The organism is Agarivorans aestuarii (assembly GCF_019670125.1).
GTDB lineage: Bacteria > Pseudomonadota > Gammaproteobacteria > Enterobacterales > Celerinatantimonadaceae > Agarivorans > Agarivorans aestuarii.
On the sequence record NZ_AP023033.1, the window covers coordinates 3,512,767 to 3,525,836 of the forward strand.

The 13,070-nt window shown below is 45.2% G+C and carries 9 protein-coding genes; 1 reads left to right on the forward strand and 8 read right to left on the reverse strand.

What is annotated here, in order from left to right:
* Positions 1-138: 138 nt before the first annotated feature.
* The 6 genes from ispH to murJ are packed head-to-tail and all read right to left on the reverse strand — an operon-like array spanning position 139 to position 7,430.
* The gene (gene ispH, locus K5609_RS16365) at positions 139-1,083 is read right to left on the reverse strand and encodes a 4-hydroxy-3-methylbut-2-enyl diphosphate reductase (protein ID WP_221074579.1); all 945 of its coding nucleotides are present in this window, start codon (positions 1,081-1,083) and stop codon (positions 139-141) included.
* A gap of 9 nt (positions 1,084-1,092) precedes the next feature.
* Positions 1,093-1,518, reverse strand: coding sequence for an FKBP-type peptidyl-prolyl cis-trans isomerase (gene fkpB, locus K5609_RS16370; protein ID WP_221074580.1), 426 nt, complete (start codon positions 1,516-1,518; stop codon positions 1,093-1,095).
* A complete protein-coding gene (lspA, locus tag K5609_RS16375) occupies positions 1,515-2,027 on the reverse strand; it encodes a signal peptidase II (protein WP_221074581.1) in 513 nt (170 codons plus the stop codon). Before lspA ends, fkpB begins: the two co-directional genes overlap by 4 nt.
* Positions 2,020-4,851, reverse strand: a complete 2,832-nt coding sequence (ileS, locus tag K5609_RS16380; RefSeq protein ID WP_221074582.1) for an isoleucine--tRNA ligase — start codon at positions 4,849-4,851, stop codon at positions 2,020-2,022. Before ileS ends, lspA begins: the two co-directional genes overlap by 8 nt.
* A 20-nt stretch (positions 4,852-4,871) precedes the next feature.
* On the reverse strand, positions 4,872-5,810 hold the full coding sequence (gene ribF, locus K5609_RS16385; protein WP_221074583.1) for a bifunctional riboflavin kinase/FAD synthetase: 939 nt from the start codon (positions 5,808-5,810) through the stop codon (positions 4,872-4,874).
* 42 nt (positions 5,811-5,852) lie between these two features.
* Positions 5,853-7,430 (reverse strand): murein biosynthesis integral membrane protein MurJ, encoded by a 1,578-nt coding sequence (gene murJ / locus K5609_RS16390; RefSeq protein ID WP_016401312.1) that lies wholly within the window; start codon positions 7,428-7,430, stop codon positions 5,853-5,855.
* A 238-nt stretch (positions 7,431-7,668) separates the two neighbouring features.
* Between murJ and rpsT the strand changes: the two genes are divergently transcribed.
* Positions 7,669-7,929 carry a 30S ribosomal protein S20 gene (rpsT, locus tag K5609_RS16395; protein ID WP_152784499.1) on the forward strand — a complete coding sequence of 87 codons (261 nt, stop codon included), beginning with the start codon at positions 7,669-7,671 and terminating at the stop codon, positions 7,927-7,929.
* Between the two features lie 65 nt (positions 7,930-7,994).
* Here the strand turns inward: rpsT and K5609_RS16400 are convergent, their stop codons facing one another.
* Positions 7,995-8,288: an ArsR/SmtB family transcription factor gene (locus K5609_RS16400; RefSeq protein WP_221074584.1), complete on the reverse strand. Its 294-nt coding sequence runs from the start codon at positions 8,286-8,288 to the stop codon at positions 7,995-7,997.
* A 139-nt stretch (positions 8,289-8,427) separates the two neighbouring features.
* A complete protein-coding gene (locus K5609_RS16405) occupies positions 8,428-12,678 on the reverse strand; it encodes a PKD domain-containing protein (protein ID WP_221074585.1) in 4,251 nt (1,416 codons plus the stop codon).
* Positions 12,679-13,070 lie beyond the last annotated feature (392 nt).

Genomic DNA, 13,070 nt, shown 5'->3' on the forward strand with positions numbered 1-13,070 from the left:
CTTGCATCCCTACCTACCCATCCTTGATGCTTACTTAGCGTCCGATAGTTCTGCCTTTCGAATCGACCAGTTAATTAGGGTATAGCGCAAAAAAGAAGGCTATGCCTTCTTTTTTAGGGGAATTGAGAGGTGACTCAGTTAGCTGGTTTGAGTAACTCTAAGCTCTGCAGGCACTTCAAAAATAGTGTTTTCTTCACGACCAGGGTTTTCAACAACTGTTACCCCGCCCATCGCTTTCAAGCCAGATACCACTTCTTGAACAAGCACCTCAGGAGCAGAAGCACCAGCGGTAACACCAATACGGCTATCGGCTTTAAACCACTGACAGTTAATATCGCTAACACCGTCAATCAAGTAAGCAGCTGCGCCAGACTTCTCGGCTTTTTCGCGCAATCGGTTAGAGTTAGAAGAGTTTTTCGACCCCACCACCAATACCACATCAGACTTTTCTGCGAGATCTTTTACCGCATCTTGGCGATTCTGCGTAGCGTAACAAATATCGTCTTTACGCGGTCCTTGAATCTCTGGGAAGGTCTCACGCAAGGCGTCAATAATTGCCGAGGTATCATCAACTGACAGAGTGGTTTGAGTACAATAAAACAGTTGCTCAGGTTTTTTTACCTGCAACTTAGCTACATCATCTACGGTTTCTACCAGATAAATACCGCCGTCGACATTGTCATACTGGCCCATGGTGCCATTTACTTCGGGATGGCCGTGGTGGCCAATCAAAATACACTCAATACCTTTACGGCTAGCGCGAGTAACTTCCATATGGACTTTAGTCACTAAGGGGCAAGTTGCATCAAAGATTTTAAGGTCACGTTGTTTCGCTTCGGCGCGTACTGCTTGAGACACGCCGTGAGCGCTGAAGATACAAATGCTGCCTTCAGGCACGTCGCTCAGTTCATCAACAAACTCTGCGCCACGTTTACGCAAGCCATCTACTACGTAGCGGTTATGAACCACTTCATGGCGCACATAAATGGGAGCCCCAAACATCTCTAAAGCGCGTTCTACAATAGAAATAGCGCGATCAACACCTGCACAAAAACCACGAGGATTGGCTAACAGTATTTCCACTATCGCTCCTTAATTAACCGCTAAAATTTCTACTTCGAAAATAACCGTTTGACCAGCTAAGGGATGATTAAAATCTACCGTTACTGAATCACCGGTTACTTCACGTACTATTCCGGGAATTTCGCTTCCGTCTGGCTGAGCAAACGCAATAATGCTGCCTTCTTCGGCAGGCGCTTCATCACCAAACTTACTGCGCTCAAAGTACTTGATGTTATCAGGATTACTTTGACCAAAAGCTTGTTCAGCCCTAAGCTCAAACTGGCTTTTATCACCGGCCTTTAAGCCCAGCAAACAAGTTTCAAAACCCTCAGTTAAACTTCCATCACCCATTACCAATTGAGCTGGCTTAGGGTAGTTGTAGGTGCTTTCTGCAATCGAGCCATCACTTAGCTTTAATACAAAATGCAGCTCTACTGTGCTTCCTTGCTGGATCATTTAGCATCCTTGGTTTGTGGCGACAAAAAGCTATCTAATACCAATAGCACTGCCCCTACACAAATGGCTGAGTCTGCAACGTTGAATGAAGGCCAGTGGTAAGAGCCAACATAAAAATCGAGAAAGTCGATAACATAGCCAAACGCTACGCGGTCAAATACGTTACCAATTGCTCCGCCTAATACTAAGGCATAAGCAATGGCTGGCCACTTTTGCTCGGCCGGTGTTTTTTTCATCCACCACACCAGCAAACCACTCACAAAAAGCGCTATGGCAGTAAAAAACCAACGTTGCCAGCCACCGGCATCACTTAAAAAGCTAAAAGCTGCACCGTAGTTTCGAACCGAAACCAAATTAAAGAATGGGGTTACCGCTACCGACTCATATAAATCGAAGGTTTTAGCAATGGCAAACTTGGTAACTTGGTCAACAATGAATACCACCACACTTAACCACAACCAACGTAAACCAGTGCTATTTGTTTTACTTACTACAGCGTCGTTATGCATAGCTACGAGACTCACCTTCACCCGCTACGTTGGTTACACAGCGACCACACAAGCTTGGATGTTCAGCATTTTGACCAACATCTTCGCGGTGGTGCCAACAACGGTCACACTTCGCGCCACTTGCCACTTCTACCATTACTTTAAGGTTGTCCAACTCAGTAGCAGCGGCATTATCACCCGCTTCACTTAAAGCCTGTAAGCTTACATCTGAAGTTAACAATACAAAGCGTAACTCATCACCCAGCTGGCTTAACACTTGCTCTAACTGGCTATCCACAAACAGTGTTACTTTAGCCTCTAAGGTGCCACCAATTTTCTTGTCGCGGCGTGCTTGCTCTAGGTTCTTATTCACTTCATCACGAATGGTGATTAGTTGAGCCCAGAATGCATCATTCATTTTGCTATCTTGTGATAACGAAGTTAAGCCTTCGTACCACGCCTCAGTGAATACAAATTCGCTACGCTCCCCAGGTAATGCTTGCCAAATCTCGTCAGCGGTAAAGCTTAAGATAGGTGCAATCCAGCGGGTTAGCGCTTCAGCGATGTGGAATAGCGCCGTTTGACAAGAGCGTCGTGCTAGGCCATCGGCTTTTGCGGTGTACTGACGATCTTTAATGATGTCTAAATAGAAACTACCTAGTTCAATTGAACAGAAGTGCATTAGCTTTTGATAAACAACGTGGAACTGGTATTGCTCGTAAGCTTCTACAATCTCTTGTTGAACAGCAGCTGCTCGACCCACTACCCAGCGGTCAAGCTCTACCATGTCTTCACTTGCCACTAAATGCTGCTCAGGTTCAAACCCAGCTAAGTTAGCCAATAGGAAGCGCGAGGTATTACGGATACGACGATAAGCATCGGCGCTGCGTTTGAATACTTCGTCCGATACGCTCATTTCAGCGGTGTAGTTGGTTGATGCAATCCACAAACGTAAGATGTCTGAACCCAATTTGTTCCAAACATCCTGCGGAGCGATACCATTACCTAAAGATTTAGAGAACTTATGGCCATTAGCATCTACGGTAAAACCGTGAGTAAGTACTTGCTGGTAGGGTGCTTTGCCATTAATCGCAGTTGCAATCATTAGCGAAGATTGGAACCAACCACGGTGTTGGTCGGAGCCTTCTAAATACATGTCTGCTGCTTGGCCGTTAAACTCTTCACGGGCAGCAACCACACTTGAATGGGTTGAACCAGAGTCAAACCATACATCTAAGGTATCTTCTACCTTACGGTACTGCTCGGCTTCATCGCCCAGTAGTTCAGTAGCATCTAAATCCCACCAAGCCTGAATACCGCTTTGCTCAACACGTTTAGCGACGTCTTCCATCAACTCTACCGCACGAGGGTGCAATTCGTTAGTTTCGCGGTGCACAAACAATGCAATCGGTACGCCCCAGGTACGTTGGCGAGAGATACACCAATCTGGGCGGTTTTCTACCATGCTTTCGATACGGCTTTGGCCCCAATCTGGGATCCACTGGGTTTTCTCGATTTCTTGCATCGCTTGCTTACGCAAACCATTTTGGTCCATGCTCACAAACCACTGCGGCGTAGCACGGAAAATAATAGGGGTTTTGTGACGCCAGCAATGCGGGTAGCTATGACGGTAAGCATGGTGATGCAGAAGCGCGCCCGTTTCTTTAAGTTTTTCAACTACGTTGTCGTTGGCTTTAAATACATGCTGACCACCAAAAAATTCGGTATCGGCAAGGTAAACACCATTATCACCAACCGGGTTAGCCACTTCTAAGTTGTACTTTTGGCCTACCGCGAAATCTTCTTGACCATGGCCAGGAGCAGTGTGAACGCAACCTGTACCTGACTCAGTCGTTACGTGGTCACCTAAAATAACAGGCACTTCAAAGTCATAAAATGGGTGCTTAAGTTTTACTAACTCTAAGGCATCACCTTGGCAGTAACCTAAAGCATGGAAGTGAGTCGCACCAAAGCGCTCTACACACTCTTCCATTAGGTCGCGCGCCAGAATTAAACGCTCTTTGCCAGTTTCAGTTTCAATTTGAACTAACACATATTCAAGGTGTGCATTTAAGGCTACCGCACGGTTAGCAGGTAAAGTCCACGGCGTAGTGGTCCAAATAACTGCAGAGATTGGCCCTTCACCAGTCACGCCTTCTGGGTGATCAAATTTGGCTAATACTTCAGCTTCGTCAACAGCGGTAAAACGCACATCAATGGCAGGAGAGGTTTTATCTTCGTATTCAACTTCAGCTTCAGCAAGTGCACTGCCACAATCGGTACACCAGTGCACAGGTTTAGAACCTTGCAATAGGTGGCCATTATCGATGATTTTTGCCAAGGCACGGATGATGTTTGCTTCAGTATCGAAGTTCATGGTTAGGTAAGGGTTTTGCCAATCACCTAAAATGCCCATGCGGATAAAGTCGTTGCGCTGACCATCAATTTGCTTAGCGGCGTAATCGCGACACTTTTGACGAAATTCAGCAGCGGTCACTTTTTTGCCCGGCTTGCCAACTTTCTTTTCTACTTGTAGCTCAATAGGTAAACCGTGGCAGTCCCAGCCAGGCACATAAGGAGAATCGTAGTCTGATAAAGTCTTCGACTTAATAATGATGTCTTTAAGCACCTTGTTAACCGCATGGCCAAGGTGAATATTGCCGTTGGCGTATGGAGGGCCATCGTGCAAAATAAAGCTCTTCTTACCTTTTTTGGCCTGTCTAATTTGGCCGTACAGATCCTTTTCGCTCCAACGCTTAAGCATTGCAGGTTCGCGGTTAGCTAAATTACCACGCATCGGGAATTCAGTATCAGGTAGATTAAGAGTATCTTTATAGTCGCTCATCGAATCACTTTTCCAGTCAATTACTCTGCAAGGCCATAGTAGGCTTTTGCACGCTTAATATCGAGATTCACCTGAGCTTTAAGCGCATCAAGCGAATCAAATTTTTGTTCATCTCGTATTTTTAACTGCGGTTCAACCACTAATCGTTGGCCATACAGATTGGCGTCAAACTCAAACAAATGAGCTTCTACCAATAAATCCTTTCCTGCGGCGGTTGGCCGCCAGCCTATGTTAGCAATGCCTGAAAAGCGATGCCCTGGCTGATCTTGTATATAGGCTTTAACTGCAAACACCCCATGCAAGGGGCATACATGGCGGGCAACTTTTAAATTTGCCGTAGCAAAGCCCAATTGACGCCCCAACTTTTGGCCATGAATGACTTTGCCATTAAAGCTAAATTTTCTGCCTAGCAATTGAGCCACCGTTGAGAAATCGGCCTCGGCTAAATGCTGACGTAATAAGGTACTGCTCACTCGCTGCTGATTTAAGCAAAACGAATCAGTTGCTGTAAGCTCAAAACCGTACTGTTTTTTGGCCGCTTGTAAGCTTGCGAAATTACCTTCTCGGCCTTTACCAAAGTGGAAGTCATCTCCCACTGCTAGGTATTTTACTCCCAGCAATTCAACCAATAACTGGCGAACAAAATAGTCGGCACTTTGTTGAGCAAACTCATGACTAAAACGCACCACCAACAAGCGGTCTACACCTAAGCTTTTTAGTTGCTGATACTTATCGCGAAATCGGCTAATTCGAGCGGGTGCTTTATCTTTAGCAAACACCTCAAGCGGTTGTGGCTCAAAAATCATCACCACAGCGGGCAAACTCCGCTGGCGAGCCTGATCAACTAAACGCTTAATTACTTGTTGATGGCCTAAATGCACGCCATCAAAATTACCAATACTTAATGCACAGCCATAGTGACGCGCTTTAATGTTGCGTATTCCGCGAATTAACTCCATTCCCGCGCCTATTTCGTCAAAAACCGACGGATTATAGCTTGTTTAGTCCGCAGTTACAGCCCCGAAACTGCTTTTCAAGTGAGCTAATCTTATCCCCAAGCAAAATAGTAAAACCAAGTAGCTAATCACGGCCGCTGCGACACAGATTAAAAGTTGCCAAACACTGTCTATCCACGACAACGCAAACCATTGTTCAGCAAGGGGAGAAAGCCACACAATGAGCCCCCCCATCAATGTCGATGCCACTAAAATTTTAACAATACATACCAAGGTAGGAGAGCCAAGTTTGTAAACACCTTGTTTGTGTAAACCGCGATAAAGCAGGCTGGCATTAAGCAACGCCGATAAAGCTGTGGCAATAGCTAAACCAATATAACCATAAGGAATCGCGAAGATAAGGTTAAAGCCCATGTTACTCGCCATGGCGATAATGCCAATTTTCACCGGCGTTTTAGTATCTTGGCGCGAGTAATACCCTGGCGCTAACACCTTCACTAGCATGAAGAACAACAAGCCACCGCTATAAGCCATTAAGCTGTAGGAGGCGTTTAATACATCTTGTTGATCAAAGGCACCACGCATAAACAACACTTGTAAAATAGGCTGACCAAGTAAGGCCAAACCTACTGTGGCGGGTATGCCCAAAAAACACACCATGCGCACTGCCCAGTCCATGGTTTGCTGAAACTGCTGCGGGCTTTTATCAACATGACGCTGCGATAAGCTTGGCAAAATCACGGTTGCAATGGCGATGCCAAACAAACCTAGGGGAAACTCCAACAAGCGGTCGGAGTAGTACAGCCACGATATAGAGCCAGTGATTAGGAAACTGGCAATTAAGGTATCCAACAGCAAGTTTATTTGACTGACCGATACACCAAACAATGCAGGGATCATTAAGGTGCGAATTTTTACCACTCCAGGATGTTTCCAGCCCCAGCTTGGCTTTTGCAACAACTTAAGCCTAAACAAGAAAGGTAATTGAAATAGAAACTGAATTAAGCCGCCGAAGAAAACTCCCATGGCCAAGCCAACCTCAGGTTGCTCTAGGTTTGGAGAAACAAATATCGCAAAACTAATCACTGCCACATTTAGCAATACAGGCGTGAATGCCGCCACGGCAAAACGACCAAATGCGTTAAGAATCGCGCCCGATAATCCGGTAAAGGTGACAAACCATAAATAGGGAAAGGTGATTTTAAGTAGGAAGGCCGACAGTTCAAACTTAGCAGCATCGGGGCCGTCGTTTAACCACGATATAAACCACCCCGTACCAAATAGTGCTGCGATTAAAGGCGAACCAATAATGCCAAACAAGGTAACTATGGTAACGGCTAAGCCCAGCGTACCGCTAACTTTGGCAATAAGCTCTCTTACTTCGTCTTCAGAACTCTTTTGCTTGTATTCGGTAAGTACCGGGACAAATGCTTGGGCAAACGCGCCCTCGGCGAATAAGCGGCGCAAAAAGTTAGGAATTTTGTTGGCAAAGAAAAATACGTCGGCAGCAACACCCGCTCCCATTAAATTAGCAATGACCACATCACGAGCCAAACCTAATATGCGGGAAATCAGGGTCATAGCGCTAACAATGGCGCCAGATTTTAACAAGGTTTTACTCAATGCACTGTCCTGTTGCTAATTTACACAAATTCCTCTGCCCTAACATTAAAAATGCTGGTAGAATCGCGGCACAGTTTAACCGCCTATAAAGATCGATGCTACGGTCATGACGTTTAGTTAGGTTTTCCTTGCTTTGATATTTATACTTGGTTAAAAATTGTTTGACATGAACATGAAAAACGGGCATATTCCACGGCCTTAAAATTCATAATTCCAAGACAAAGTTCAGGAGTTACACTTGGCTAATATTAAGTCAGCTAAAAAACGCGCTATCCAAGCTGAAAAGCGTCGTCAACATAACGCTAGCCGTCGCTCTATGATGCGCACTAATTTGAAAAAAGTTATTGCAGCTATCGAAGCAGGCGATAAAGAAGCAGCTACAGCAGCATACCAAGCCGCTCAACCAATTTTAGACCGTTACGCGTCTAAAGGTTTGATCAGCAAAAACAAAGCAGCTCGTCATAAGAGCCGCATTGTTGCTAAAATCAACGCACTTTAATTTAAAGCGCTTGATAAAAAAAACCGGCCTTAGCCGGTTTTTTTATATCTGCAGTTTAGTGTGGGTTACTTGCAATACAGCTCGTGGAGCTGCCCTAGCACTGCTTTAGCCTCATCACTGGCTATTGAGTAGTAAATGGTTTGAGACTCCTTACGAGTGCTTACAAGCTGATCTTTTCGCAACCATGCCAAATGTTGAGACAAAGCAGACTGACTTAAGGTTACCTTTTGATTCAGCTCGCCTACTGTTAACTCTCCTTCTACCAAGTGGCATAAAATCATTAAACGGCTTTCATTGGCTAGAGCCTTTAACAACTTTAATGCTGGTTCGGCATTTTTTTGCATGTCTTGAATATTCATCTTTCTACCTACTAACTCGCTTAGGCCAAACTATACGTGAATTGGCTATAGCTCGCTAGGCTAATGCGTAGGGTTTGGCTTTTAGCATAAGCAAAAAAAAGCCGCTGTTAAGCGGCTTTAACTGAGCTAAAGCAATACTTTACTGAGCAATAATTCGATATTGCAAAGTCGCATCGTTTACTTCAACAACATAGCTTCCAACAATACCAGTGAAAATATCACCACCGGTTTGCTCCAAAATGCCATCATTATTGTTGTCACCATAGTTAGTAGACCAATCACCGTTTAGATCAAACTTAAAACGCTGATTATCCTGACCATCAAAGTCTACGTTAACTTGCCAAGTATTGTTTGCCACTAATGACATCGCCGAGGTCAGCCAAGCGTTGGCAGTACCGCGGAAATATAGTTGCTCGAAGTTACTGGTGAAATTAGCGTTAGGGTCAATGACCTCAACCACCACTGATGCCTGAGCTGTTTTACCGCCATCGTCAGTAACGGTTAAACTGATACTGTGCGAACCCGCAGTATTATAGGTAACGGTGGTGGTTTCGCTGGTATCACCATTGCTCCACAAATAGCTGGCAATAACACCATCGCTGTCACTTGAACCTGCGGCACTATAGGTAATGCTTTGGCCAATATCGACTTGGGTTGCCGACGCACCAATTATCGCGCTTGGCGCTTGGTTAGCGTTAAGCTCGGCAATGCTGTAAGCCAAGGTTTGGTCATTCACTTCTATTAAGTAAGAACCCACCACATCGGTAAAGATATCCCCACCGGTTTGCTCTAACACACCATCACTATTGGTATCACCGTAGTTCTGGGTCCAATCACCATTAACATCTAACTTAAAGCGTTGCTCAGCTTGGCCGTCAAAATCAATCACAACTTGCCAAGTATTATCCGCCACTAAGTCCATAGCTGTTGTTGCCCAACCATTGGCTGTGCCACGGAAATAAAGCTGATTGAAGTTCTTAGCTTTCTCATCACTTTCAACACTTAACACGGCTTCTGCTGTTGCAGTTGCGCCTTCGTTGTCGGTTACCGTTAAGCTAATAGTTTGGCTGGCATTCACAACCACCGAAATAGAGCTGGTAGTTTCACCCGTGCTCCACAAGTAACTGGCAATAGAGCCGTCTTCATCACTTGAGCCTGCACCATCTAAAGTGACAGTAGTACCTGCTGCAACAGTTTGATTAGCAGGAGAAATACTGGCTACCGGGGCTTTATTTGGAATAAGCGTTAAGGTTACCGAGCTAGTAGCTGTTTTTCCTTGGTTGTCGGTAACGGTTAAACTAACTGTTTGTGTATCATTAACAGTTACAGAGATCGACTCAGTAGATTCGCCGGTACTCCAGCTGTAGCTAGCAATACTGCCATCAACATCACTGGAGCCAGCACCACTTAAGGTAACCACCGTGCCTTTTGCCACCGATTGACTAGCAGGGCTAATAGCAGCAATAGGTGCGCTATTGCCGTCTAGGCCATCGGGAATCCCAGCGGCAATTGCGCCACCAGCTACGTTCCAGTCACCTTCGTCAACTTGATAGTTCTGACCACCATTATTATCCCATGCACCACTACAGTCATTGGTTACAAACTCTAGCTGGTTATCATCTTCTAATTCAATGGTTAAGCTATACCAGTTATCTTCCAAGCTTTGCATTGGCTCGCCTGGTGCTGTCGTCCAAGTCACTGCTCCATCAACGGTGTAGTGCAAACAAACCTGCCCCCAACCATTAGCATCTTGGTAGTACACAGTACTCAGCTTTTCTTCACCAAGAATACTGTAGGTAACACTAGTCATGGATTCTTGACCGATACTATCTGTAACCGTTACGAATATCGTTTGACGCTCATTAATAGTCGCCGTAATGCTCGAAGAAGTTTCACCGGTACTCCACTTATAGCTAGCAATTGGACCTTCTACGTCAGTAGAACCTGCCGCACTAAGTGTGACTTGAGTGCCACGCTCTACACGACCGCCGTCTGAATCAATCACAGCCACAGGTTTATAGTCATCTGGAATTTTGGTAAAGAACATGGCTTCACCAGCAATAGCACCATTTACATCTTCAACAGTTTTACCGCCAACGCTACTGAACTGACCTGCACCAACATACACTTGCTGAATTTCAGAACGGGTTACGTTGCCTTTAGCGTCAGTTGCTTCAATGTAGTAATCCAGCAATTGCTCTTGGTATTGGTCAATGTAAGTGAAGTACATGTTGCCAATTTTCTCAGCGGGTACTACTTCAAACATTTCTTTACCAGAAGGCTGCCAATCTACACCGTTCATGTCGGCGCTTAAATCACGCTCGTGCATTTCAAAGCTCTGCCATTCACCAACCCGAGATGGGTCTACGTTAGGGTCGCTAGCATGCGCACTTGGGTCGTAAAGCTTAAAAGTTTTATCGGTGGCGGTAGCCCACTTATCTTTGTGAACACGCACTTTAACTTTTATGTCTTGAATACCACTTACGTCAAAACCATAAGTGTAAATAGCAAACTCTGTATCGGCATATATAGTTGCCCAACCTTCCGCCTTACTTGAGTTAGCACTACCTGGGTTATAGGGGTAGCGTTGTGGCCACCAAATTGACGGGCCAGTTTGATCTTGGGCTTTATTCGCTTCAACATAAGGCGTGGTAAAGTGCAGAGATTGGTTAAACGAGATAGTAGGTTTTACCCCATCATCCACGTTCTCATCATAGTAACCAAAGCCTGAATCGATTGAAGCCATTAAGAAGTACCACCCCAACTCAGCTGGGTTTGCACCGCCGGCGTAGTTATTACCTGCATCACCTTTAACCGGGTAAGACATCATCCAAGGGTTAAGCTGGTTGCCTGGGTAAGTCACTTCGTTATCGCGAGCGGTAGACGGGCTCCAATAGTTAGGATTATTATCTAACCAAATTTGCTCTGCGGTTTTGGCATAGTTTTCAGCCGCTTGCAGCAAAGCAAAGTTACGCTCAAGATAATGGTAACCTAACTCTAGCGATACCATGTGCTCACGAGTGGCCGCAAAATCGGTGCCGTTCACCGTATTAAAGTCGGCCATTTGACCGCGCCATACACCCATTGGTATATGCCAGTGATACCAAGTTGGATCGGCAGACGAATCGCGTGTATCAATCCAAGAACCGTCTTGTACGTGCACAATGTCATCTGCAGGAATTGGGTAAGCTTTTAGATATTCATCAACCCCCATACCTCGAACCGAACCATCAGCATAAGTCACGTTGCCAGAGTTAGCCCAAGTGCCACCATCACCAGCACGGCCAGATGAGTTATCACCATCGTGCGCAATAGTGAAGTACTGAGTTCTGCCAAGCGATGCAGCATCACCTTCAAAGGCTTTAAGCACATCAGCAGTTACCGAGCCTTGGTAGCCCTCTTCCCAAGAACTAGCTTGCTCTACGGGAATACCTGCGACTTTATGTTGCTCACCCGTATTAGGATCTACGTATTGAACCCAGTGAGGAATTGAGGCAAAAGGGAACTTGTTGTAGGTTGTTTGCTGCTCATTAAACATGTGCAGCTCTGTCCAAGCACCAATATCACTTACGTTTTGTAAGTCGGCACGGTTAGGTGGAGAGATTAAGGTATCTTTACCGGGATCATTTAGGTAAGGGTAGTCACGTAATGTACGAGAGTAATGCACGTTACCTAATACAGACCATTCAATGCCCAACTTGGTTAACACTGGAATAATCCGCTCAGAAAAACCTAGCTCTGTGGGGAAAAAACCTTTAGATGATTTAAACGAATCTCCAAGGAAGTAATCCTGCGCTAAAGTAACGTTTTGGTAGATCAAATCTTTTAAGAAGTAGTCGTTACCCACCAATGGCCCCATGGTGTGGTGACCAGAAAAGTGGATGGTATCTAGAGCATTATAACCACCACTGGTTTTTGTACCGTTTTGGGTATCGCGCCAATAAGCGCCCCAACCGGCATTGTAGCCATCAAGGTTCCCTAACTCGGCAAAGCTTTGCACATTGTTAATCACCGACGCCGACATAGTGACATGCGTCTGGCTCTGCGGGTGGTTACCGTTGTTATTATTAGCGGTATCCATTGGCCAGCTTAGGTAGGCACCTTTTTTGGCATGATGCTGATAATAAGATACCAAGTCATCATGCGGCATGGGCGCACCGCTGCCAGGGATATAAAATGTATAATTTGCTGGGGGGTTATTCTTAAGGTTAATAACTTGGCCGTCGTAGGTATAACGAATTGGATCACCTACGGCTAGACCTTCGTATTGGCTTACATCGTAGTAAGGCCAAAAATTTGGCATGTGATTGTGATAAATATGGGTTGCCGCAATTTCCGCTTGCGCAGAGATCGACGCAGCCACCATACTTAAGGCGAACACCTTTTTCATGATTGCTTCCTTTCCCGCACTCGTAGCTCTCAAGCCACTAATACGCTTTACTCGCTGATAAAAATGCAGAAGCCAAACATGGGAAGTTTAGTGTTAACCGTATTTATATTGCCCTACTACCGTTTGTTTCTGCGCTAAGATGCTAAATAGCATCACTCGCCAAACACAGTTGAGATGGTCTGGTTTAGCGAGGCTTCTGTACAACAGCTCGATGAAAGGATGCTTATTTTTGCTACCGCGACAAAGAGTTACCAGAAACATTCTTGCAGGTTAGTACTTGCTAACCCTTATAATTATTTTACCTGCTGAACTTGAATTTTATTTTTTATATTTGCTCAAGCTTAGAAGGATATTCTGTAGTCTATGTCACCTAGCGTAGCGCTAAGCCGATG